This window comes from Chromobacterium fluminis, assembly GCF_011602385.1.
GTDB lineage: Bacteria > Pseudomonadota > Gammaproteobacteria > Burkholderiales > Chromobacteriaceae > Chromobacterium > Chromobacterium fluminis.
The window spans coordinates 1-22,292 of sequence record NZ_JAAOMA010000053.1 but is presented as its reverse complement, the minus strand read 5'-3'; the positions used below and the strand labels follow the sequence as shown (position 1 = coordinate 22,292).

General features: G+C 66.8%; 21 protein-coding genes. 12 read left to right on the top strand and 9 right to left on the bottom strand.

Annotated features, from left to right (window positions below):
• Positions 1-31: 31 nt before the first annotated feature.
• Genes HA052_RS23760 through pcaC form a run of 4 tightly spaced genes read left to right on the top strand, consistent with a single transcriptional unit; the run spans position 32 to position 3,927 of the window.
• A complete protein-coding gene (locus HA052_RS23760; protein WP_166453902.1) occupies positions 32-1,372 on the top strand; it encodes an MFS transporter in 1,341 nt (446 codons plus the stop codon).
• 15 nt (positions 1,373-1,387) lie between these two features.
• Positions 1,388-2,167, top strand: coding sequence for a 3-oxoadipate enol-lactonase (pcaD, locus tag HA052_RS23755; protein ID WP_166453901.1), 780 nt, complete (start codon positions 1,388-1,390; stop codon positions 2,165-2,167).
• 13 nt (positions 2,168-2,180) lie between these two features.
• Positions 2,181-3,530, top strand: a complete 1,350-nt coding sequence (gene pcaB, locus HA052_RS23750) for a 3-carboxy-cis,cis-muconate cycloisomerase (RefSeq protein WP_166453900.1) — start codon at positions 2,181-2,183, stop codon at positions 3,528-3,530.
• Positions 3,523-3,927 carry a 4-carboxymuconolactone decarboxylase gene (pcaC, locus tag HA052_RS23745; protein ID WP_166453899.1) on the top strand — a complete coding sequence of 135 codons (405 nt, stop codon included), beginning with the start codon at positions 3,523-3,525 and terminating at the stop codon, positions 3,925-3,927. The genes pcaB and pcaC overlap by 8 nt, the downstream gene beginning before the upstream one ends.
• Here pcaC and HA052_RS23740 read toward each other — a convergent pair.
• Positions 3,916-4,509: a TetR/AcrR family transcriptional regulator gene (locus HA052_RS23740; RefSeq protein WP_166453898.1), complete on the bottom strand. Its 594-nt coding sequence runs from the start codon at positions 4,507-4,509 to the stop codon at positions 3,916-3,918. The two genes, pcaC and HA052_RS23740, sit on opposite strands and share 12 nt — an antisense overlap.
• A 135-nt stretch (positions 4,510-4,644) precedes the next feature.
• Between HA052_RS23740 and HA052_RS23735 the strand changes: the two genes are divergently transcribed.
• On the top strand, positions 4,645-5,838 hold the full coding sequence (locus HA052_RS23735; RefSeq protein WP_166453897.1) for an MFS transporter: 1,194 nt from the start codon (positions 4,645-4,647) through the stop codon (positions 5,836-5,838).
• Positions 5,839-5,856: 18 nt separating this feature from the next.
• Here the strand turns inward: HA052_RS23735 and pcaG are convergent, their stop codons facing one another.
• The 4 genes from pcaG to HA052_RS23715 are packed head-to-tail and all read right to left on the bottom strand — an operon-like array spanning position 5,857 to position 9,814.
• On the bottom strand, positions 5,857-6,471 hold the full coding sequence (gene pcaG / locus HA052_RS23730) for a protocatechuate 3,4-dioxygenase subunit alpha (RefSeq protein ID WP_166453896.1): 615 nt from the start codon (positions 6,469-6,471) through the stop codon (positions 5,857-5,859).
• Entirely contained in the window at positions 6,468-7,217 is a 750-nt protein-coding gene (pcaH, locus tag HA052_RS23725; protein WP_166453895.1) for a protocatechuate 3,4-dioxygenase subunit beta, read from the bottom strand. Before pcaH ends, pcaG begins: the two co-directional genes overlap by 4 nt.
• On the bottom strand, positions 7,189-8,598 hold the full coding sequence (locus tag HA052_RS23720; protein ID WP_166453894.1) for an MFS transporter: 1,410 nt from the start codon (positions 8,596-8,598) through the stop codon (positions 7,189-7,191). The genes pcaH and HA052_RS23720 overlap by 29 nt, the downstream gene beginning before the upstream one ends.
• A gap of 37 nt (positions 8,599-8,635) precedes the next feature.
• Positions 8,636-9,814, bottom strand: coding sequence for a 4-hydroxybenzoate 3-monooxygenase (locus HA052_RS23715; RefSeq protein ID WP_166453893.1), 1,179 nt, complete (start codon positions 9,812-9,814; stop codon positions 8,636-8,638).
• A 210-nt stretch (positions 9,815-10,024) separates the two neighbouring features.
• On the opposite strand from HA052_RS23715, the gene HA052_RS23710 reads away from it, so the two are divergent.
• Positions 10,025-10,894, top strand: a complete 870-nt coding sequence (locus HA052_RS23710) for a helix-turn-helix domain-containing protein (RefSeq protein ID WP_166453892.1) — start codon at positions 10,025-10,027, stop codon at positions 10,892-10,894.
• Positions 10,895-10,909: 15 nt separating this feature from the next.
• Here HA052_RS23710 and HA052_RS23705 read toward each other — a convergent pair whose 3' ends face one another.
• Entirely contained in the window at positions 10,910-11,812 is a 903-nt protein-coding gene (locus tag HA052_RS23705) for a LysR family transcriptional regulator (RefSeq protein WP_166453891.1), read from the bottom strand.
• 93 nt (positions 11,813-11,905) lie between these two features.
• Between HA052_RS23705 and HA052_RS23700 the strand changes: the two genes are divergently transcribed.
• From HA052_RS23700 to antC, 6 genes are all read left to right on the top strand, one after another.
• Positions 11,906-13,057, top strand: coding sequence for a muconate/chloromuconate family cycloisomerase (locus HA052_RS23700; RefSeq protein WP_240937542.1), 1,152 nt, complete (start codon positions 11,906-11,908; stop codon positions 13,055-13,057).
• A gap of 47 nt (positions 13,058-13,104) precedes the next feature.
• Positions 13,105-13,395: a muconolactone Delta-isomerase gene (catC, locus tag HA052_RS23695; protein ID WP_166453889.1), complete on the top strand. Its 291-nt coding sequence runs from the start codon at positions 13,105-13,107 to the stop codon at positions 13,393-13,395.
• Between the two features lie 73 nt (positions 13,396-13,468).
• On the top strand, positions 13,469-14,380 hold the full coding sequence (gene catA, locus HA052_RS23690) for a catechol 1,2-dioxygenase (protein WP_166453888.1): 912 nt from the start codon (positions 13,469-13,471) through the stop codon (positions 14,378-14,380).
• 72 nt (positions 14,381-14,452) lie between these two features.
• On the top strand, positions 14,453-15,847 hold the full coding sequence (gene antA / locus HA052_RS23685) for an anthranilate 1,2-dioxygenase large subunit (protein WP_166453887.1): 1,395 nt from the start codon (positions 14,453-14,455) through the stop codon (positions 15,845-15,847).
• Positions 15,844-16,335, top strand: coding sequence for an anthranilate 1,2-dioxygenase small subunit (antB, locus tag HA052_RS23680; protein ID WP_081549341.1), 492 nt, complete (start codon positions 15,844-15,846; stop codon positions 16,333-16,335). The genes antA and antB overlap by 4 nt, the downstream gene beginning before the upstream one ends.
• Before the next feature lie 149 nt (positions 16,336-16,484).
• Positions 16,485-17,507, top strand: coding sequence for an anthranilate 1,2-dioxygenase electron transfer component AntC (gene antC, locus HA052_RS23675; RefSeq protein ID WP_166453886.1), 1,023 nt, complete (start codon positions 16,485-16,487; stop codon positions 17,505-17,507).
• A 62-nt stretch (positions 17,508-17,569) separates the two neighbouring features.
• On the opposite strand, the gene HA052_RS23670 is transcribed toward antC, so the two are convergent.
• From HA052_RS23670 to HA052_RS23660, 3 genes are all read right to left on the bottom strand, one after another.
• Entirely contained in the window at positions 17,570-17,947 is a 378-nt protein-coding gene (locus tag HA052_RS23670; RefSeq protein ID WP_206119030.1) for a DUF6277 family protein, read from the bottom strand.
• 129 nt (positions 17,948-18,076) lie between these two features.
• A complete protein-coding gene (gene tssM / locus HA052_RS23665) occupies positions 18,077-21,538 on the bottom strand; it encodes a type VI secretion system membrane subunit TssM (protein WP_166453885.1) in 3,462 nt (1,153 codons plus the stop codon).
• A partial coding sequence (locus HA052_RS23660; RefSeq protein WP_166453884.1) for an OmpA family protein occupies positions 21,535-22,292 on the bottom strand: 758 nt, incomplete at its 5' end. The genes HA052_RS23660 and tssM, both read right to left, overlap by 4 nt.

Below are 22,292 nucleotides of genomic sequence, written 5' to 3'. Positions count from 1 at the left end.
GACCGCGCGCCCACTCTCATAGGAGCCCCCCATGCAGAACAAGCCTATGGACATCAGCGAGTTCATCGACGACAGCCCGCTGTCCCGCTATCAAGTCATGGTGTTGACGCTGTGTTTTCTCATCGTGCTGCTGGACGGCTTCGACACCGCCGCCATCGGCTACATCGCGCCGGAGCTAATCGGCCAATGGGGCATTTCCCGCGGTCAACTGGCGCCGGCTTTCGGCGCAGGCTTGTTCGGCATGCTGATAGGCAATTTCGCCTTCGGTCCGGTGGCGGACCGCCTGGGCCGCAAGCGGGTGCTGCTGCTGTGTACCTTGATCTTTGGTCTGGGCACCTTGGCCTCGGCGCAATCCGAATCGATAGACACGCTGGCGCTGTTGCGCTTTATCACCGGCATCGGCCTGGGCGGCGTGCTGCCCAATTGCATTACGCTGAGCTCGGAATACTCGCCTGCTCGCCACCGCATGTTGCTGGTGACGCTCAGCTACGCTGGTTTCACCGCCGGATTGGCCCTGGGCGGAGGCGTCGCCAGCCAGATTATCCCGTTGTGGGGTTGGCAAGGCGTGCTGGTAGCCGGCGGCCTGGCGCCTCTGTTCTTGCTGCCCTTCATGGTCTGGCTGTTGCCGGAGTCCGTATGCTATCTCGCAGGCAGACCGGAGCAGATAGACGCGCTGCGCCGCATCGTTGCCCGCATCAATCCGGACCCTCATTGGCAAAGCCAGCCCTTCCGCCACGAAAACGCGGCGTCTTCCGGCCGCGCCTCGGCCAGCCTGCTGTTCGTCGCCGGCGCTCGCGCCCGCACTTTGCTGTTGTGGCTGACTTTTTTCTGCTGCTTGTTCGTGTTCTATCTGTTGACCAACTGGATGCCCACCATTCTGCGGGACCACGGCTACAGCACCGCTCAGGCGGCGCGCATCAGCGCCATGGTGCCGCTGGGCGGCGCGGTAGGCGGCGTGGTCATGGCCATGCTGATGGACCGGATGGGCGCGCGCCGGGTGCTTCCCTGGCTGTGCTTGCTGGCGGCGCTGGCGCTGTCCGCCGTGGGCGCGGCGCTGGGCGACGGCGGCTGGCTGTTCGCCACGGTGTTCCTGGTGGGCTTCAGCCTGACCGGCGCCTTGAACAATTTGAGCATACTCGCCGCCACGCTCTACCCCACCCAGGCGCGCGCCACCGGGGTAAGCTGGGCGCTGGCGGCCGGCCGCGCCGGCTCCATCATCGGTTCGATGACCGGCGCTCTACTGCTCTCCGCAGCGGGGTCCGCGCACGGTTTCTTCGCTTGGGCCGCCGCGCCAGTGCTGGCCGGCGCGCTAGCCTTGTTCGCGATGGCGCGGCTGGACGCGGCGCCTACGGTTTTGAAATCCCAGGCATAGATAAAGGAGCCCGTCATGCCAATGCTGAAACTAGCCAGCCATTCGCTGCACTACCAACTAGAGGGCCCTCCGGCCGCGCCGGCATTGTTGCTGTCCAACTCCCTGGGCACCACGTTGGACATGTGGAAGCCGCAACTTGCGGCCTTGAGCCAGCGTTACCGGGTGCTGCGCTACGATGTGCGCGGCCACGGCGCCAGTACGGCCAGCGCCGAGTGCAGGTTGGCGGACCTCGCCGGCGACGCGCTGTCGCTGCTGGATGCGCTGGACATCGAGCGCGCGCACTTTTGCGGCATTTCCATGGGGGGCCTCACCGGCCTGTGGCTAGGCGCTTACGCGCCGGAACGCCTGCAATGCCTGGTCGTCAGCAATAGCGCAGCCAAAATAGGCGAAAGCGAAGCCTGGCGGCAGCGCGCTGCCCAAGTGCGCGCCGAGGGCATGGCGGAATTAGCCTCCAGCGCCCATCTGCGTTGGTTCAGCGCCGATTTTTGCGCCAAAGCGCCGGACACCGTCGAGCAGGCCCGCGCCTGGCTGGCGAGCGCTTCGCCGGACGGCTACGCCGCTTGCTGCGAGGCGCTGGCCGACGCCGACCTGCGCGCGGACTTGCCGCGCATCGCCACGCCCACACTGCTGATTGCCGGAAGTTACGATCCCGTCACCACCGCAGCGGAAGCGGAGAGAATGGCGGCGGCCATGCCTAAGGCCAGGCTGGCGCTGCTGCCAGCCTCCCATCTGTCCAATCTGGAAGCACCGCTCGCTTTTGAGCAAGCGCTGCTTGAATTCCTGGACGCGAGCTGAAGCAAGGATGCCAATGGAACTGCTCAATTCCTTATTCCGCCCCGGCGTCGGGCCCCAGGCTTTCACGCCCGAGGCCACCATCCAGGCGCTGCTGGACGTCGAGGCCGCGCTGGCGCGGGCCGAGGCCGACGTCGGGGTGATTCTGCCCGCCACGGCCGAAGCCATTGCCGCGCACTGTCGCGTCGAGCGGATCGATCTGCCCCGGCTGGCGGCGGACGCCGCGCAGGCCGGCAATCTGGCGATTCCCCTGGTCCGCCAGCTGACGGCGCTGGTCGCCGCCGACGATGCCGTCGCCGCTGGCTTCGTGCACTGGGGCGCCACCAGCCAGGACATACTGGACACCGCGCTGGTGCTGCAATTGCGGCGGGCGTTGGCAGGCATCGCTGCCGATCTCGACAGCCTGATTGAGCTGTGCGCGGAGCGCTGCGCGCAACACCGCGGCGAAATCATGGCCGGCCGCACCTGGCTGCAACAGGCGCCGCCCATTACCTTGGGCCTGAAGCTGGCCAGCCTGCTGGATGCCCTGCTGCGCCAGCGCGAGCGTTTGCGGCAGCTGCGCCCGCGCCTGCTGACGCTGCAATTGGGCGGCGCGGTCGGCACCCTGGCGGCGCTGGCGCCGCATGGCCTGGCGGTGATGGAGCAGATGGCGCGGCGGCTGGATCTCGCCGCACCGGACCTGCCCTGGCACAGCCAGCGTGACCGCCTGGCCGAACTGGCCTGCTGGAGCGCTCTGCTGTGCGGCACGCTGGGCAAGCTGGGCCGCGATGTTTCCTTGTCGGCGCAAACCGAAATCGCCGAACTGCGCGAGCCGGAGCAGCCGGGCCGCGGCGGCTCGTCCAGCATGCCGCACAAGCGCAATCCGGTGGCTTGCGCCGTCATGCTGGCCGCCGCCGCGCGCGCGCCGGGCCTGGCCGCCACCCTGCTGACGGCCCTGGTTCAGGAACAGGAGCGCGGCCTGGGCGGCTGGCAGGCGGAATGGGAAACGCTGCCGGACTTGCTCTGCCTTAGCGCCGGGGCCTTGCGCCAGGCGGAGGAACTACTGCGCGGGCTGGTCGTCGATTCCGACGCCATGCGTCGCAACCTCGAAGCCAGCCGCGGCCTGATCATGGCGGAAGCGGTGACCATGGCGCTGGGGCAGCGGTTGGGCCATGCGCGCGCGCATCTGTTGGTGGCGGAATGCTGCGAGCAGGTGCGCCGACAAGGAAGTCGCCTGGCCGACGCGCTGCTCGGCCATCCCGAGTTGATCAGCCTGCTGAACGAGGATGCCTTGCATACACTATTGGACCCTGACAAGAACCTGGGTGCGGCCGACGCTTTGATCGAGCGGGTCTTGCGCCATTACCGGGAGCAAACGGATGGATGAACAAGAACGACTGCGCCAGGGCGAAGGCATACGCAGGGAAGTGCTTGGCGACGCCCACGTGGACCGCAGCCAGGCCCGCCGCAACGACTTCAACGGCGATTTCCTGGACCTGATCACCCGCTACGCCTGGGGCGAGGTTTGGGGGCGTCCTGGTCTATCACGCAGGCAGCGCAGCCTGATCACCATCGCCATGCTGGCGGTACTGGGCCGGGAGGCGGAGCTGAAGCTGCATTTGAGCGCGGCACGCAACAATGGCGTCAGCCGGGAGGAGCTGAAGGAAACCCTGCTGCAAGTGGCAATATATGGCGGCGTTCCCGCGGCGAACACTGCCTTCAAACTGGCGGAAGAAGTCTTGGCCGCCTCGTCCTGCGACGGCGGCGACGGTTCAGTCTCTTAGTCGCAAACCCTCCAGCAAGGTCTCCAGCGCGTCCAGCGTCTGAGCCAGCGCCGCCGCCGGCTGCTCGGCGCCGGACGCCCAGCAAGCGCCCTCCACCAGCGCGCCGTTGATCAAGCGCGCTAGCGCCTGAGAATCGGTGGAGCGGATCAGGCCGGCATCCATCAGCGCGCGCAAACGCTCGGCGATGACGCCGACGCACTGCCGCTGGCCGGCCTGCACGTATTCGGCGCCCAGCGCCGCCGGCGCATCGCGCAGCAAAATGCGTTGCGCCTCCGGCAGCGTGACCGCTTGCAGGTAAGCGCGGCAACGGCGCTTGAAACCCTGCCACGGGTCTGCCGCCTCGCACTCCGCCCGAGCGAGTCCGGCCTCGATCTCGGCGTCCAATTCTTGGGCCACCGCCAGCAACAGACCTTTCTTGTCTCCGAAGTGATGATAGAGCGCGCCACGGGTCACGCCGGCGGCGGCGGTCAGTTCGTCCATTACTGTCGCGGCGTAGCCATCGGCGCCAAAACTGCGGCGCGCTGACAGCAGCAGCCGGCGCCGGGTTTCCTCCATGGTTTCACTGCGAGTCTTGCCTGCCATTGCGTCCTCCTGTTGCCGCCTGAGTCATCGCGCCGCATTTGACATACGGGATGTATGTCGATTAGTTTAACATACGTTGCGTATATTAAAACAGCGGACGGGCTTTATTCCCATCATCCGTCACAAGGAAACCCGATGGCCAACCCCTACCTCAGCCTGTTTTCCCAGCCCGGTAACCTGGCTTTCTCCGCCGCTGCCTGGGTGGCGCGGATGCCTATCTCCATGACCGGCATCGGCATCATCACCATGTTGTCGCAAACCTCCGGCTCCTATTGGCTGGCCGGCGCCGTCGCCGCCACCTTCACCTTTTCGATGGCGCTGCTGGCGCCGCAGGTCTCCAGGTTGGTGGACCGCTACGGCCAGCGCCAGGTGCTGCCGGCCGCCACCGCACTCAGCGTGACGGCGATGCTGGCGCTGTTGTTCTGCAGCTGGGCGCAATGGCCGGTGTGGACCTTGTTCGTTTCCGCCGCCCTCGCCGGCTGCATGCCCAGCATGTCGGCAATGGCGCGCGCTCGCTGGACCGAGATCTATCGCGGCTCGCCGCAACTGCACACCGCGTTTTCGCTGGAATCAGTATTGGACGAGGTTTGCTTCATCGTCGGCCCGCCCATTGCCGTCGGCCTGAGCGTGGCGGCGTTTCCGCAGGCCGGGCCCTTGCTGGCCTCCGTGCTGCTGGCCGGCGGGGTCGCCGCCTTCTGCGCGCAAACCGGCACCGAACCGCCGGTGCATCCCGGCGCGCGGGAACGCTGCGGCTCGGTCACGTCCTTGGCCGGTATGCGGGTGCTGATCCTGGCCCTGGTGGCGCTGGGCGCCATCGCTGGCGCCGTGGACGTGATCAGCGTCGCCTTCGCCCAGCAGCAAGGGCAGCCGGCGGCGGCCAGCATCGTCTTGTCGGTGTACGCGATCGGCTCCTGCCTGGCCGGCTTGCTATTCGGTGCGCGCAAGCTCAGCATGCCGCTGCCGCGGCTTTTCGTCTGGGCCGCCACCGCCACCGCCTTGGCCACCCTGCCCTTGCTGCTGGTTTCCAATCTGTGGCTGTTGGGCGCCGGCATGCTGCTGGCCGGGGTGTTCTTCGCCCCCACCATGATCGTGGCGATGGGCCTGGTGGAGGAGATGGTGGCGCCGGCCCAATTGACCGAGGGCCTGACCTGGCTGATCACCGGCCTGGCCAGCGGCGTGGCGCTGGGAGCGGCGGTAACGGGCTCGGTGGTGGACCACGCCGGCGTGCGCGCCGGTTTCGGCGTGACGCTGGTCGCCGGCGTGCAGATGGCCTTGATCGCGCTAGCCGGACAGAGCCGGCTGAAAACCCACCACCCGGCCCGACATTAACTAGAGAGGAACGCCTTGTCAGTATTCGAAAAACACCGTCTCCCGCTCTCCCTGCAAATGAATGTCGAAGCGGTAGCTCAGCCCATCGCCGATGGTGTCCGGACGCGCCAGCAGGGTTTGCCGCCTTGCATCCCATTCGATCAGGTTCAACACCGGGTCCGCGGCATTGGCCTCGGCCTCGTCGGCGAAGTAAATCCGGGTATGAAGGCCGAGATTGATGCCGCGCGCCACCAGCCAGACATTGATGTGCGGCGCCATCCAGTGGCCGTCCCGCCCCGGTACCCGGCCAGGCTTGATCGTGTCGAAGCGATAGCGCCCGCTGTCGAAATCAGTGCAGGCGCGCGCCCAGCCGCGGAAGCCTCCAGCATCCGCTCCAGCATAGCGGCCGTGGGCGTCCGCCTGCCAGATTTCCAGCAGCGCGTCGCGCACCGGCGCGCCGGCGCCATCCCGCACTTGTCCATGCAGGACGATGGGCTGGTACCCCAGACCGTCCGCCAGCAGGCTGGAACCCAAGCAACTCTGGAAAACATCGAAACCGGCCTGTTGCGGCGCCAGCCCGATATGGACATAAGGGCCGGCGGTTTGGGAGGCGGTTTCGCGCAGCATGGCTTGCGGGATCGGGAGCGGGTTCATAAATCCTCCTGCGCGGCTTGAACGCGGTTTTCGAACAAGGTGGCGCGCCGGCCGCGCAACACGATATCGAAACGATAGGCCAGGCTGTCGAAAGGCACTGTCGCCCTGCGGTCCAGTTGCGCAATCAGCCCTCGCACCTGCTCCTCATCTCCTATGGTCCCGACAATGGGGCAACTGGCGATCAAAGGATCTCCCTCGAAATACATCTGAGTGATCAAGCGCTGCGCATAGGCGGCGCCAGACAGGGAAAAATGGATGTGGGCCGGTCGCCAATCATTGGCGCGGTTGCGCCATGGGTAGGGGCCGGGCTTGATGCTGCGGAAAAAGTAATAACCGTTTTCGTCGCTCAAGGCGCGGCCGCAACCGCCGAAATGGGGATCGATAGGCGCCAGGTATTGGTCTTTGCGATGCCGATAGCGGCCGCCGGCGTTGGCCTGCCATATTTCCACCAGGGTATTGGGCGCCGGACGGCCGTTCTGGTCGCGAACAAAACCGTGCACGATGATGCGCTCGCCTATCGGCGAGCCCTGCCGCGCGTAATTGCGCGTCAGATCGTGATCCAGCGCGCCCAGTTCTTCGCCATGGAAGACCGGCCCGGTGATTTCCGACAGCGAATGCTGCAAGGCGATCAGCGCATGGCGCGGCGCGCGCAACACGCTGCTCTTGTAATCCGGCGTCAACGCCGGCGGATGATCGCGGTAATCCCGCGAGTAAAGCTCATCCGCGCTCTGAGCGGGTATCCACATGGGCTTGCTCCTGTTTGTTTGAGGTTGGCAGCGACGATGTTGCGGATCGGGCGGCGTCGAAGGGCGACGCCACGGCGGCAAAACGCTGCTTGCATAGTAAGGCCGCCGTGGCCAGCGCCGCCGGAATCGCCAGCAGGGCGAAGATGGCGTCCAGCGCCAATTGGCGGCGCAGCAGCTCGCCGCCCAGCAGGGCGCCGGCGATGCCGCCGAAGCGCCCGATGCCCAGCATCCAGGCCACGCCGGTGGCGCGGCCATGGGTGGGGTAGAAGCCGGCGGCCAAGGCTGGCATCGACGATTGGGCGCCGTTCATCGCCGTGCCGGCCAGAAAGATCAGGCCGCCCAAGCTCAGCATCGTCGCCGTTCCCTGCCCCACGCCGAAGATCAGCGCCGCGGTCAAGGCATAGCCCAGCGCCACCACCCGGTTGGGGTTGAAACGGTCCATCAAATATCCTGCGGCCAAGGTGCCGATGCCGCCCCCCAGCGGAAACAAGGCGGTCATCAGCGCGGCCTGGCTGATGGAAAAGCCGGCGTCCTTGATCAGCAGGGGCAGCCAGCTGGTCAGCAGATAAAAGATCAGCAGCCCCATGAAATAAGCCAGCCACAGCATCAGCGAGCCCATCCGGTAGGCTGGTGCCAGGACGACGCCCACCGCCGAGCGCCCGCCCAGCGCCGGCTCGGCGGCGACAAAGCGGGGCTCGGCGGACAGATCGCGCCCGGCGATGCGCTCCAGCACGCGGCGGATACGCGCCGGCGGCGCGCCGTGGGCAGCCATGTGGCGCACGGACTCCGGCAAATAGCACCACAGCGGTACGGCCAGCGCCAGCGGCGCGAGGCCGCCGAGCAAGAGCACGCTGCGCCAGCCGTAATGCGGAATCAGCCAGGAGGCAAGCACCCCGCCCGCCGACGCGCCCAGCGGAAAGCCGCAGAACATCGCGTTCACCAGCACCGCCCGGTAGCGGGCCGGCGCGAATTCCGACATCAGCGTCACCGCATTGGGCATCGCTGCGCCCAAACCCAGACCGGTCAGCAAGCGCAAGAGGGTCAACTGCTCCAAGGTGGCGGCGAAGGCGCTGGCGAGGCTGCCGGCGCCGAAGAACAGCACCGAGGCCAGCAGCACGGATTTGCGGCCGTAGCGGTCCGCCAGCGGCCCGGCGCTCAATGCGCCCAGCGCCAGACCGAACAGGGCCGCGCTCAGCACCGGCCCCAACGCGGCGCGCGGCACGCCCCACTCCTGCACCAAGGCCGGCGCGATATAGCCGACGGCGGCGGTATCGAAGCCATCCACCGCCACCACCAGGAAGCAAAGCGCCAACAACAGGCGCTGACAAGGGCTGAAACGCTCGTCGATGATGGTCTGCACATCCAGCGGCGGTTTGCTCATGACCTCTCCTTTGAACAGGCTCTTGCTTGTTGACGGCTCAGCCCCAGTCCCTGGGCATGCCGACATAGTTCTCGGCCAGGCTGGTGGCCGCCGCGCGTGAGGACACCAGGTAGTCGAGCTCGGCGCGCTGCATCTCGCGTTCAAACGGGCCGGCATTGGGAAAAGCGTGCAGCAAGCTGGTCAGCCGCCAGGAAAAATGTTCGGCGCGCCAGATGCGGCGCAAGGCGCGTCGGCTGTAGTCGCGCAGCGCCTCATCGCTGCCGTCCCGGTAATGCGCCCGCAGTGCCGAGGCCAACAGCCTGACGTCGGCCGCGGCCAGGTTGAGACCTTTGGCGCCGGTGGGCGGCACGATGTGGGCGGCGTCGCCGGCCAGAAACAGCCGGCCGCGCTGCAAGCTGCGCGCGACGAAACTGCGCATCGCGACGATGTTCTTGTGCAGGATCTCCCCCCGCTCCAGGCCCACGCCATCGGCGGCCGGCACCCTGGCCTGCAACTCGTCCCAGATCCTGGCGTCCGGCCAGGCGTCCACGCTGTCGTCCGGCGAGCACTGGAAGTAGAGCCGCTGCAGCGTGGGCGAACGGGTGCTGACCAGGGCGAAACCGCGTTCATGACAGGCATAGATCAGTTCCGGCGCCGAGGGCGGCGACGCCGCCAGGATGCCGAACCAGGAAAACGGGTATTGCCGCTGCCAAGGGGGTTCGCGCTCGCCCAGCGCCTGGCGCGCGATGCCGTGAAAACCATCGCAGCCGACGATGAAGTCGCACTCCAGCGCCTGCTCGCCGCCAGCGTCGCGATAGCGTATCCGGGCCGGGCCGCTACCGTCGAAAGCCTCCAGCGCCGTGACCGGGCAGTCGAACAACAGCCCTCCGCCGGTTTCCAGCCGCGCGACGATCAAATCCTTCAGCAACTCGTGCTGGGCGTAGACGGTGATGGCGCGCCCGGTCAGCGCGTACAGGTCGATGCGGTGGCGACCGCCGTCGAAGGCCAGCGCTATGCCGCGGTGCTCCTGCCCCAAGCGACGCAGCCGCGCGTCCGCGCCAGCCTCCGCCAGCAATTCCACCGTCCCCGGCTCCAGTACGCCGGCGCGCACCGTCGATTCGATCTCGGCGCGCCCCCGCGCCTCCAGCACCACGGAATCGATGCCGTGCCGCTGTAGCAACTGCGCCAGCAGCAGGCCGGCAGGGCCGGCGCCGATGATGCCCACGGATGTACGCATGGCAAGCCTCCATGAAGAGCGCGACAAGGCTTGCACGATTGCGGCAATGCCAAGTCACTACATATTGCGCCGCAGCAATGGCGGCGGAAAGCCTTGCAGTCGAATACATTGATTTGCCTGGAAAATCCTAACCGCTGCCGTGACCGCGCTAAATGGAGCAAGCTGACAAAGACTTGTACTATTTGCTCAGTCTTGATTTGGGAGAGCCGCATGGACCGCGCGCCGGAATTCACCCTGTATGGCGAAGAGAGCAGCGTCACAGACGCGGCGTTTCTGCATCTCGAGCTGCTCAGTTCGCGCAGCCGTCGCTTCGACTGGGAAATCGCCGATCATTGTCATCGCGGCCTGTTCCAGTTGCTTTGCCTGCTGGACGGCGAAGTCAAGGCGCGCATCGACGACCGGGAATATCCGCTGAGTGGACCGGCGGCCATATGCCTGCCGCCGGCGACGGTGCATGGCTTCAGTTTTCTGGAAGAGGCGCAGGGCTTTGTCTTGACCGTGGCCGAAAGCGCGCTGACTCACGATCCGGATCAAGCCAGCGCCTTGTTGCGGCCGCTGCTGCAAACGCCAAGGCTGGTGGATCTGCGGCGGGACTGGCCGGCCAGGGAGCGCATCGAATCCTTGTTTGGCCAACTGCTGGCAGAATTGCACTGGCCGCAACGCGGTCAAGACTTGATGGTGGACTGCTTGCTCAAGGCCCTTCTGCTGATGCTGGCGCGCCTGGTCGACGAGCAGGACGCCGGCGGCGGAGGGCCCCCAGCCGAGCGCGATTTGCTGGCCCGTTTCCACGCCTTGTTGGAAGAACGCTATCGCGAGCATTGGGACATCCCGCGCTATGCGGACGCCTTATGCGTGACGGCCAGCAAGCTCAACCGCGCCAGCCTCAAGCTGAGCCGGAAAACCGCCTTCGCCTTGACGCAGGAGCGTCTGATGCTGGAGGCGCGCCGCATGCTGGCTTACAGCGCTTGGCCGATCAGCCGCGTGGCCTATGATCTCGGCTTCAACGATCCCGCTTATTTCTGTCGCTGCTTCAAGCGCCAGCTTGGCTTACCGCCAAGCGAGTTCCGCAATAAGACATGAACCAGCGCCAACGCCCTACTCCTCCAACACCTCCTCGCGCGGCAACAGCTCGCGCAATAAGCGTCGGATCAGGACCAGTTCCTCTGAGCAGTCCCCGCGCCGCGCGCTCATGATCAGCGGCGACGCCAGGCCCTCGTCCGTCAGCGGCCGGTAGACCACATCGTCTCGGCGCAGCCGCAACACGCTGGCCGGCACCACGCACACCCCCATGCCGGCGGCCACCAGGCCCAGCGCGGCTTGCAGCTCGCGCACCTCCAGCACGTAAGCGGGCTCCAGCGCGCGCTGGCGGAAGGCGGACAACACCTGGTCGGCGTAACTGGGGCGCGGCTGGCGTGGATAGATCAGCACCGTCTCCTCCGCCGCGTCGCGCAAGCGCAGCGGGCCTTCTCGCCCCACCAGCGGATGCTCCAGCGGCAGCGCCAGCCACAGGGCCTCCTCGGCCAGCACCTCGCGCTCTACCGCCGGGTCGTCGAACAACAGCCGGCCGAAGCCGACGTCGATGCGTCCGGCTTTCAAGGCCTCCACCTGCTCCAACGAAGTCATTTCCAGCAAGGACAACTCAGTGTCGGCATGGATGGCGCGGAAACGGCGTATCACCTCCGGCAGCGGCCGGTACAGAGTGGAGCCGACATAACCTATCACCAGCTGGCGGCGCGCCAGCGCGATCTTGCGCGTCATCGCGCGCATGCCCTGGGCCTGGGCCAGCAGATTGCGCGCCTGGGCGTAGAAGAAGCGGCCGGCCTCGGTCAGCTGCAGCGGCCTCGCGCCGCGGTCCAGCAGCAACAGGCCCAGTTCCTCCTCCAGTTGCTGGATCTGTCGGCTCAGCGGCGGCTGGGCGATGTGCAGTCTTTCCGCCGCGCGAGTGAAGTTGAGCTCTTCGGCGACGGCGACGAAGTAGCGCAGATGGCGCAATTCCATTCGATACCTCACAGGTATGGAAGCAGACGAAAACGGTGTTGGACCCGCGGTTCCACAGGCTTGCATGATATCCGAAACCACGGGAGCGCAATCTTGATACCTGATACCGCGATAGACACGGTGGAGACCATCCTGGTCGACCTGCCCACCATCCGCCCGCACCAACTGTCGGTGGCCACCATGCGCAGCCAGACGCTGGCCCTGGTGCGCATCCGCTGCCGCGACGGGCTGGAAGGCTGGGGCGAGGCCACCACCATAGGCGGGCTGCAATACGGAGAGGAAAGCCCGGAAAGCGTCAAAACCAATATCGACCGCCACTTGGCGCCGCTGCTGCTGGGCGAGGACGCCCGCGGCCTGGGCCGACTGCTGGTCAAGCTGCGCCGCGGCGCCCGCGGCAACCGCTTCGCCAAATGCGCGCTGGAAACCGCCTTGCTGGACATCCAGGCGCAAAGATTGGGCGTGCCGGTGAGCGACTTGCTGGGCGGCCGGGTGCGCGACAGCTTGCCAGTGGCCTGGACCCTGGCCAGCGGAGACACCGGCCGCGACATCGACGAGGCCGAAGATATGCTGGAACGGCGCCGTCACCGCGTATTCAAGCTGAAGATAGGCCTGCGCGCGCCGGAAGACGACGTGGCACACGTGCTGGCCATCCGCCGCGCGCTGGACGGCCGCGCCGGCGTGCGCGTCGACGTCAACCAGGCCTGGAGTGAGATGCAGGCCGAACGCGCCATCGCCCGGCTGCAGGACGGCGGCGTGGAGCTGATCGAACAACCGGTGCCGCGCGAACACCCCGCCGCGCTGGCGCGGCTGGCGCGGCGTTTCGAGGTGCCCATCATGGCGGACGAATCCCTGCACGGCCCGGCGGACGCCAACCAACTGGCGCGCCAGGACGCCGCCGATGTGTTCGCGGTGAAGATAGCGCAGTCCGGCGGCTTGTTCGCCGCACGGCAGGTGGCCGAGATCGCCGCCGTCAATGGCCTGGGTCTTTACGGCGGCACCATGCTGGAGGGCGGCATCGGCACCATCGCCTCGGCCCAGTTGTTCGCCACTTTCGAACAGCTGGACTGGGGCAGCGAGCTATTCGGCCCGCTGCTGCTGACAGAGGAATTGCTGACCGAGCCTCTCTGCTACCGGGATTTCGAGCTGCACTTGCCCTCCGGCCCCGGCTTGGGCGTGAGGCCGGACCTGGACAAGCTGGCGGCCCTGCGCCGCGACCGGAGCTCGCCGCGCTTGCACGCGCTCTGAACACGACAGCCACTGAGAACCTGTTCAAACAAGCCAAGGAGACCACCATGCTGTTTCATGTGGAAATGCAAGTGAATCTGCCCTACGACCTGGACCCGGAACGGGTGGCGGCCTTGAAGCTGGACGAGCGCGAACGCGCCCAGGCTCTGCAGCGCAGCGGCCAGTGGCGCCATCTGTGGAGGCTCAGCGGCCAGTACGCCAACATCAGCGTATTCGACGTCGCCGACGCCGAGGAACTGCATCAGCTGCTGTCCAGCTTGCCGCTGTTCCCCTTCATGCGCATCGAGGTCCGGCCCTTGAACCGGCATCCGTCGAGCATCCACGCCGACGACCGCTAGGCGCCCGCCCAGTCGGGCCACCACGGCGGAATCAAAACACAACACCCCCGCCCGCCAACAAAGGAGAAACACCATGGAACGCGCCGAAATCGACGCTTTGCTGCAACGCTTCGACCAACCCGCCACCGAGCAGGCCAACCCGCGCACCCGCGCCATCGTCAACCATTTGATGCGCGAGCTGTGCTATGCGATCGAGGATTTCGACATCCAACCGTCGGAGTTCTGGAGCGCTGTGGGCTTGCTAGCCGACGCCGGCCGCAGCGGCGAGCTGGGCTTGATCGTGCCCGGACTCGGGTTGGAACACTTCCTGGACATGCGCGCCGACGAGGCGGAACGCAAGGCCGGCCTGCTCGGCGGCACGCCGCGCACCATAGAAGGCCCGCTCTACGTGGCCGGCGCGCCGCTGTGCGAATGCGAGGCGCGGCTGGACGACGGCAAGGACGACGGCGAGCCCTTGTTCATGCGCGGCCAGGTGCTGGACAGCGCCGGCCAGCCGGTGCCGCACGCGCTGGTGGAAGTGTGGCACGCCAACAGCCTGGGCAATTACTCCTACTTCGACCAGACCCAGAGCGCTTTCAACTTGCGCCGCAGCATCCGCACCGACGAGCAAGGCCGCTACCGCTTCCGCAGCATCATGCCCTGTGGCTACAGCGTGCCGCCGGATGGCCCCACCGACCGACTGCTGCGCCAACTGGGCCGTCACGGCCACCGTCCGGCCCACGTGCATTTCTTCATCTCCTCGCCGGGCTTTCGCAAGCTGACCACCCAGATCAACATTCAGGACGACCCCCATCTATGGGACGACTTCGCCTTCGGCACGCGCGAAGGGCTGGTGCCGGATGTCCAACGCGTCAGCTCGCCTGAGGAACTGCGTCAGAGCGGCGTCGGCAAGCCTTTCGCACGCATCGAGTTCAACTTCACCCTGCACCGCGAAGCGGCGCCGGCGCCCTCCACCGAGGTGAGCCGCGCCCGCGCCCAGGGCTGATGGGCTGATTGAAACCGCGGCCCCGCCCCGCCCGGCGCGGCGAGGCCGCCGGAATGCAGAAAGGAGATTACGATGAGCACAAGCTTCCGCACCACGGAGCAATGGCGCAGCTTCGTCGGCGGCTGCCTGGACTTTCGCCCGGACGACGGCGTCTACCGCATCGCCCGCGACATGTTCACCGACGCGCAGCTGTTCGATCTGGAGATGGAGCTGATCTTCGAGAAAGTCTGGATTTACGCCTGTCACGAAAGCGAAATCGCCGCCCCCAACGACTTCATCACCGTGCAGGCCGGCCGCCAGCCGCTGATCGTCAGCCGAGACGGCAACGGCGAGCTGCACGCGCTGATCAACGCCTGCCAGCACCGCGGCGCCACCCTGGTGCGCCAGTGCAAGGGCAATCAATCCACCTTCACCTGCCCGTTCCACGCCTGGTGCTACAAGAACGACGGCCGCCTGCTCAAGGTCAAGGCCCCGGGCGAATACCCGGCGGACTTCGACAAGGCCGCCCGGTCGCTGAAACAGGCGCGCGTCGCCAGCTACAAGGGCTTTGTCTTCGTCAGCCTGGACCCGGACGGCGCGGACTCGCTGGAAGACTATCTGGGCGACGCCAAGGTCTTTTTCGACATGATGGTGGCGCAGTCTCCCAACGGCGAATTGGAAGTGCTGCCCGGCAAATCCAGCTACACCTACGACGGCAACTGGAAGCTGCAAAACGAAAACGGCCTGGACGGTTATCACGTCAGCACCGTGCACTACAACTACGTGGCCACGGTGCAGCATCGCCAGGAAGTCTGCCGCCAACAGGGCGAGGCGCAGGCCGCCACGCTGGACTACAGCAAGCTGGGCGCCGGCGACGCCGCCACCGACGATGGCTGGTTCTCCTTCCCCAACGGCCACAGCGTGCTGTTCAGCGACATGCCCAACCCCGCGGTGCGGCCCGGCTACGCCGGCATCATGCCGCGTCTGGTGGCCGAACACGGCCAGGCCAAGGCGGAATGGATGATGCACCGGCTGCGCAACCTCAATATCTACCCCAGCTTGTTCTTCATGGACCAAATCAGCTCCCAGCTGCGCATCATCCGCCCGCTGGCCTGGAACAAGACCCTGGTGCAAAGCCAGTGCCTGGGCGTCAAGGGCGAATCCGCCGCCGACCGCGAGAACCGCATCCGCCAGTTCGAGGACTTCTTCAATGTGTCCGGCATGGGCACGCCGGATGATTTGACCGAGTTTCGCGAGGCCCAGCGCGGCTTCCAGGCGCGGCTGGAACGCTGGAGCGACATCTCGCGCGGCCACCCGCGCTGGCAGACCGGCGCCACGCCCAATAGCGAGACCCTGGACATCGCGCCCTGCCTGACCGGGACTGAAATCACTCATGAAGGCCTGTACGTCAACCAGCACAGCGCCTGGCGGCAGTTCCTGCTGCAAGGGCTGGCGCGGCGCGGCGCCGCCGAGGGAGTCGAGCGATGAATATCGAACTTCATTACCAAGTGGAACAGTTTCTCTATCGCCACGCCGAGCGCTGCGACAGCCAGGACTGGGACGGCTACCTGGCCGATTACGCGCCGGACTGCGAATACCACGTGCCGCAATGGGACGCCGAACACGTTTACACCACGGACCCCAAGCGCGAGATGTCGCTGATCTACTACGCCAGCCGCGCGGGCCTGGAGGACCGGGTGTTCCGTATACGCACCGGCAAATCCGCCGCCTGCAACCCGATGCCCCGCACTTTGCACCAGTTGGCCAATGTCCGCGTTGAACGCGGCGCCGACGGTTTGGTGGAAGCCCGCGTCAACTGGGCCACTTTCTACACCCGCTTTGGCGAGACCGGTTATTTCTACGGCCGAGCCGCTTACACGCTGGCGCGGGACGGCGACGGTTGGCTGATCCGGCGCCAGCATGTGCTGCTGTTGAACGATACCGTGAACGCGGTGCTGGATTTCTACCACCTCTGAGAACCTGTTTACGATCTGCCGCGCGTCGAGAGCCCTTTAGCGCTTAGGAAAGCTGATGTGCCGTCCGCGCATTTCGCTTTCTCCGCCGCAACGTCTCTAGCTCGCAAGATCGTAAACACGCTCTGACATCTCAAAGCGGAAACACCGAAATGCATCAAGTGGCTTTGAATTTTCTCGATGGCCATACCCTGTTCCTGGAGGCCAAGCCGGGCGAACTGCTACTGGACGCCGCGCTGCGCCAGGGCATCAAGATCCCGATGGATTGCCGCGAAGGCGTGTGCGCCACCTGCCGCGGCCGCTGCGACCGCGGCGATTACAGCCAGGACTACGTTGACCCCGAGGCGTTGTCCGCGGAGGATCTGGCGGAGCGCCGCATCCTGTCCTGCCAGACCAGGGTGCTGTCCAACGCCGCCTTTTCCTTCGACTTCGACTCCAGCCTGTGCCGGAGCGCGCCGGCCGCCCGCCTCGCCGCCGTGGTCAGCCGCGTGGAGCCGGTGTCGGACAGCTGCGCCGTGCTGTGTCTGGACGCCTCCGCCACAGAAGGCGCGCTGTCCTTCCTGCCCGGCCAGTACGCGCGGCTGCGCGTGCCAGGCGGCGAGCAATGGCGCGCCTACTCCTTCGCCCACGCCCCCGCCGCGGACAAGCAACTGCGCTTCCTGGTGCGGCTGCTGCCGGACGGCGCGATGAGCAATTATCTGCGCACTGGCTGGCGGGCCGGCGATCGCATCGAACTGGAGGCGCCGCTGGGCAGCTTCTACCTGCGCCATATCGACAAACCGGTGCTAATGCTGGCCGGCGGCACCGGCCTGTCCGCCTTTCTCGGCATGCTGGAGCAATTGGCCGAGCAAGGCGGCTGCGGCCAGCCGGTGACGCTGTACTACGGCGTCAACCGTGAAGGCGACCTATGCGAGCAGGCGCGGCTGCGCGGCCTGGCCGAACGACTGCCCGGCTTTGCCTGGCATCCGGTGGTGATGGCGGCTGGGGAGGGCTGGAGCGGCAAGCGCGGCTTGATCCCCGAGCATCTGGACGCGGACGCGCTGCGCGCCCAGGCCGCCGACATTTATCTATGCGGCCCGCCGCCGATGGTTGACGCGATGCGCGACTGGCTGCGCCGCCACGGTTGCGAGCATCTCAATCTCTATTTGGAGAAATTCGCCGATAGCGGCGGCTGAACGACGGCCGGCGAAAACACCCGGGACGTGCGCGCGCCCCGAGCGTTTGCCTGTCCGTCCGCCTATTTCTTCATGAAAGGCGCGAAGAAGGCTTCCGGCATTTCGGTGGGGAAGCCTTTGGCGTCGCTGGGGCGCAGGTCGGACATGTCCGGCTGGAAGTCGTAAGTCTTCTGCCGGCGCTGCTGGTCCTGATGCACCGCCACCTGCTTGTCCACCGCCGACTTGATCGCGGTCATGTGGTCCAGCATCTGACGACCCACATCCTGCACATTGCCGATCATATTGCTGGCATTGCTGCCGGAGGCGATGTTCATGCCCGGCACCGAGTTCATGAACGGTTCGGCCATGGAGCCGCCGGCGCTCTGGCCGTACTGGTGGGCGGCGCTGCACGCCTTGAGGATTTCCGCCGGGTTGATCATGTTTTCTGCGGCCTTGGTCATGGTGTTTCCTTTCAGTGGATAGGGGAACGAAACAAACAGCGGAAAACCCGCCTGAAGCCCGTTCAAAATCTGCTGTGCTGAACGGGCTTCATCTTGCCGGGGCCGACAACGTCGGCCCCTGAACCGTCGTTAGCCGCCTTGCGGACAACGGAAAGACTGGATCAGCCCGGACCACAGCGGCGACGGCGAGGACAGAGACTGCCACTCTATGCGCACCGAACCCAGGCTACCCTGATACAGGCGCTCGCGGCGATCCGCGCTCCCGCCCACGCCGCGGCCGGCGTCGAAGAAGCGGAACAGCGCCCACGGCCCGTCGTATTGCAAGGTGTTGACGCGGCCGTCCACCGACTTCATTTGCAGCCGTATCGCCAGCTTCTGGCTCTGGCCGTTCCAGTCGATGCGCTGCGGCGTGGTGGCGCCGTGGGCGAAACGCAGGGTCTGGCCGGCCAGGTCCAACTGCACCTCGGCCAATTGCGGGTCCATGTCCAGGAAGCGCAGCACCGTGGGCACCCGCAAGCGGCCGCCGTCGTCCAGCATCGCGTCGCGGATGCGGCTGGCGCTTTCGTAAGCGCCTATCACCTCGGGGCTCAGCAGCGCCTGCTTGCCGCCGTCCACGCTGCGCGCCTTCCACGGCGTGACCGAGGTATCGACATAAGCGGCCAGATGCTCGCGGAAATACACCGCCATCGCGCCCTGAGGAGCGAACAACCGCTCAAAGCCCTCTACGCTGGCGTCCGCGCCGGCGCCTCGGCGGAACGGGTAGCGGCCGGTCAAACCCTGATCGCAGGCGCTGCGCGTGGCGCCGGCCGCCCCCTTGTTCAGCACCGCCTGGGTCTGGCTGGAGGTGGCGGCGCTGCCGTTGTTGATCAGGTCCAGCATGATGCCGCGCACCGGCTCCGGCTGCAGGCCGGCGTCGCCGCGCAGCTTGGTAAACACATCGTATTGCGCCGGCAGCACCTGGCCGGTTTGCAAAGCGCCGTTGACCAGGCCCAGCTGGCGATACAGCGAGTCGAACAGCCGCGCCAAGGGGTTGCTTCCGCTGTTGTCGTTTTTCTCCAATTGCTTGGCGATCTGACGCAAGGCCTGGAAGTGCTCCTCCACCGCGTGCTCCGGCAGCAAGGTGGTGCGGTAGCGCTCGCCGTTGATCTCGCCCACCAGAGAGCGGCGACTTTTTTCCAGCCGCGCCTTCTGGCGGTCTATCCAGCTATCCATGCCGCCGTCGTAGTTGCCGGTCAGCATGGTTTCGCGCCCGGCGAAACGCAGCAGATTGGCCAGCGGCGATTGCGAGTTCATCATCGACGCCGCCAGTTGCGCGGCGTCGTCCAGGCCGGTGACGGAGCGCACGCTGACATTGGCCAGAAAGCTTTGCCAGGCGGTGATGTAGTCCTGCAGATATTGATTGCGGGCGCTGTCGGCCAGCTTCTGCACCAGGCTGTCGATTTCAAAACCGTTGCCGCGCAGCGGCTCGTTGCGCAGCACCCAGCTCTGCTCCTCCAGCATGGCCCGGGCGCTGGGCTCCAGCCTGGGCAGGAAGGCGTCGACATAGCCGGCGCGGGTGTACCAGCCGGAAACGGCGCTGTCGGTATCCGGCACATTGTTGCGCATGCGCAGGCTCATCGCCGAGCCGAAGCCGGCCGCGCGCGCCAGCGAGATGTCCTGAATCTGGGACGGCAGGCCCTGCTCCCGCACATGGTTGAGCACCCGAGTCACCACCGGAATCTGCGAAGCGCGGGCGCGGGCGGTCTGCACCAGGTTGGCGTCCTCCGGCGCCGCCGGCAGGCCGGGCAGCGTGATCAGCGCGCGCGCGTCGGCGATCAGCATGCGCCGGTCCTCGTCGTTGTATTGCCCTTCGGACAGCGCTTCCCAGCGGCCGGAGATCCAGCGCTCCACCGCGTCGGCGGAACGGTACTGCGGCCGGCACAGCATCAGATAGACCTTGAGCGTCAGGAAGATGTCGCCGGGGCTGCCTTCGGTCTGCGCCAGCAAGGTGCGCTTCACCTCGTTGTACAGCTCCGGCATCAGCGTTTTCTGCAGATGGCGGTGATAGGTGGCGGTGGCGGTTTCAGCCACGCGGCGGTGCTCGAAATACGGGGTTCTCATCCCGCGCTCGGCGCTTTCGGCCTGGGCCTGGGCGTAGCGCATCTGCGCGGCCACCGCCAGTAGCGGCGATCCTGTGCTGGGCGCGCTGCCGGCCTGCTCCCGCGCCAGCGTCTTGCCCTCGCTGAACTGGGCCCAGACGTATTCCAGATAATTGCGCTCGGCGAAATAGCCCCAAGCCACCCAGACCAGCAAGGCCAGCGCCAGCATCGGCAAAGTCGCCCAACGCAGGGCATTCAGCAGCCGGCGCTTGCGCGACGGCGGCGCGGGCGGGGCCGGCCGTTCTCGAGCCTGACGTTCGGCCGCGGTCAGGTTCTGCTCCATCAATTGCCGTTCCACGGCCACCTGCCGCAGCAAGGGCGTCCACAGCTCGCCCAAGGGCCGCGTCGTCGGCTCCGGTCCGTCGATCTCGATGTCGGCCACTTCCGCCACCGAGCCCAGCCACAGTCCGCGCAAATGGGCGGCGTCTTCGTCGCCGTCGCGGGCGAACAGCGGCGGCAGCAAGCCTTGCAGCGCCTGGCGCAGCCGGCCCAGCGCCTCCACGAAGCGCAGCTGGGCGTGGTTGGCCTCCACCTCGCCGGCCAAGGGCGCGGCGAACAATACCTGGCGCTGCACCCGCTGTTCCAAGCTATGCAAGGCCGGCGCCCAGGCGCCGGAGGCGTCCGCGCCGGCTTCCAACGGCAAGGGGAAGCCGATGCCGCGCGCCCAGCGCTCCGGCCGCATCTGGTTCAGCATCGCCAGCGCGCCGTCCAGCCGATCCGCCCCGGTCAGCGCCAGGTAGACGTTGGGGGTGCGACCCAGGCCGTCGCGCAACTTGAGCAGGCGCTGGCGCAAGGTGGCGGCCATTTGCTGACGGCGTTTGGACGCCATCGCGATCAAATCGTCGCCGCCCACGCACAGCACCACGCCGCTGACGCTGATCTTGTCGCGCAAAGCGCCTAGGCCGGCCAGCAGCTTGTCCCAGGCCGCCGCGGCCTCCTGGTCGTAGCCTTCGCTCACGTTCCACTGGCCCTGGGTGTCCAGCCACACCGCGTCCGAGGACAGGCGAAAATCCAGTCCCATGCCCTGTCCTATCGCTGCCACCGCCGTCGGTTCCGCGCCGTCGCGCAGCGTCCAGGACAACAAGCTGCTTTTGCCGCTGCCGGCGGCGCCCAGCAGCAGATAGCACGGCAGCGGCGCGCCGCCGCGACGGCTCAACTGGCGTTCCAATTGCTGCAAGGTGTCGCTGATGTAATCCGGCGGGCCGGGGTCCGGCTCAGGCTCGGGCTCAGGTTTGGGCGCGCGGCGGAAGGAACGCGGCGCGGCGCTCAGCCGGCCCCATAGCCAGCTCAGCAGCGGCCAGAAGCCCCAGATCAACACCGCCGCCACTAGAATTTGTCGCAGCAGCGCCCAGCCCAGCGGCCGGTAGACGCCGATGGAAATCAGCGGGCCTATCCACCAGATCGCCAGCGCGATCAAGAGCGCGATCAAGACGCGCATGCTTTGCCGGATCATGGTTGTTGCTCCTTATAGCCAGGCTCAAGCGGGCTGGGCCCGTTGCCGATGCCGACGCCGGGGGCCAGCGCCAGCGGGGCTGGCGTCTGCGGGGACTGCGTTTGGGGAAGGGACGGCAGGGCCGGAGCGCCCTTGGCGGCGTCGGCCACTTTCCACAACACGTCGACGCGGCGGTTGCGTTCATAGGCGGCCGGGGTCTGCGCCGCGTCCAAGGGCGCGCTGTCGCCGCGGCCGGAGGAATCAATGCGGCGCGCCACCGCGTTGTCGGGCGCTTGCGCGCCGCCGGGAATCGCGGTCTGGCGCAGGGTGTCCGCCACCGAACGAGCGCGCGCCTCGGACAAGCGCTGGTTGCTGGGGAAGGCGCTGGTCTGGATGGGTTGGCGGTCGGTGTGGCCTATCACCTCCAGATCGCCCGGCCACGGCGCGAAAGCCTGACCCAGCCGTTCGATGTTTTTCTGGAAGGAAGCCCTCACCTCGGCCTTGCCGACGTCGAAGGCGCCGTCGCTGCGGAAGACCAGCAGCCAGCCTTGCGGATGCTTATAGGCCACCAACCAGCCTTCGGACAGCAGCTGCGGCAGCGGCGGCGGCAAGGTGGTGGCCAGATTGATGCTGCGCAAGGGCGGGGTCCAGGCCGCCAGGGCTTCGCGTATCGGCCGGCCCAGCAGGTCCAGGCTGATATTGGCCGCGCCGTAGGCCAGCGCCACCACGCCCAGCGCGATGGCGCCGCCGCGCAAGGGGGTCAGCCAGCGCTGGC

Coding starts and splice junctions, on each gene's coding strand:
- HA052_RS23760 (WP_166453902.1), top strand. CDS start 32: ATGCAGAACAAGCCTATGGACATCAGCGAGTTCATCGACGACAGCCCG.
- pcaD (WP_166453901.1), top strand. CDS start 1,388: ATGCCAATGCTGAAACTAGCCAGCCATTCGCTGCACTACCAACTAGAG.
- pcaB (WP_166453900.1), top strand. CDS start 2,181: ATGGAACTGCTCAATTCCTTATTCCGCCCCGGCGTCGGGCCCCAGGCT.
- pcaC (WP_166453899.1), top strand. CDS start 3,523: ATGGATGAACAAGAACGACTGCGCCAGGGCGAAGGCATACGCAGGGAA.
- HA052_RS23740 (WP_166453898.1), bottom strand. CDS start 4,509: ATGGCAGGCAAGACTCGCAGTGAAACCATGGAGGAAACCCGGCGCCGG.
- HA052_RS23735 (WP_166453897.1), top strand. CDS start 4,645: ATGGCCAACCCCTACCTCAGCCTGTTTTCCCAGCCCGGTAACCTGGCT.
- pcaG (WP_166453896.1), bottom strand. CDS start 6,471: ATGAACCCGCTCCCGATCCCGCAAGCCATGCTGCGCGAAACCGCCTCC.
- pcaH (WP_166453895.1), bottom strand. CDS start 7,217: ATGTGGATACCCGCTCAGAGCGCGGATGAGCTTTACTCGCGGGATTAC.
- HA052_RS23720 (WP_166453894.1), bottom strand. CDS start 8,598: ATGAGCAAACCGCCGCTGGATGTGCAGACCATCATCGACGAGCGTTTC.
- HA052_RS23715 (WP_166453893.1), bottom strand. CDS start 9,814: ATGCGTACATCCGTGGGCATCATCGGCGCCGGCCCTGCCGGCCTGCTG.
- HA052_RS23710 (WP_166453892.1), top strand. CDS start 10,025: ATGGACCGCGCGCCGGAATTCACCCTGTATGGCGAAGAGAGCAGCGTC.
- HA052_RS23705 (WP_166453891.1), bottom strand. CDS start 11,812: ATGGAATTGCGCCATCTGCGCTACTTCGTCGCCGTCGCCGAAGAGCTC.
- catC (WP_166453889.1), top strand. CDS start 13,105: ATGCTGTTTCATGTGGAAATGCAAGTGAATCTGCCCTACGACCTGGAC.
- catA (WP_166453888.1), top strand. CDS start 13,469: ATGGAACGCGCCGAAATCGACGCTTTGCTGCAACGCTTCGACCAACCC.
- antA (WP_166453887.1), top strand. CDS start 14,453: ATGAGCACAAGCTTCCGCACCACGGAGCAATGGCGCAGCTTCGTCGGC.
- antB (WP_081549341.1), top strand. CDS start 15,844: ATGAATATCGAACTTCATTACCAAGTGGAACAGTTTCTCTATCGCCAC.
- antC (WP_166453886.1), top strand. CDS start 16,485: ATGCATCAAGTGGCTTTGAATTTTCTCGATGGCCATACCCTGTTCCTG.
- HA052_RS23670 (WP_206119030.1), bottom strand. CDS start 17,947: ATGACCAAGGCCGCAGAAAACATGATCAACCCGGCGGAAATCCTCAAG.
- tssM (WP_166453885.1), bottom strand. CDS start 21,538: ATGATCCGGCAAAGCATGCGCGTCTTGATCGCGCTCTTGATCGCGCTG.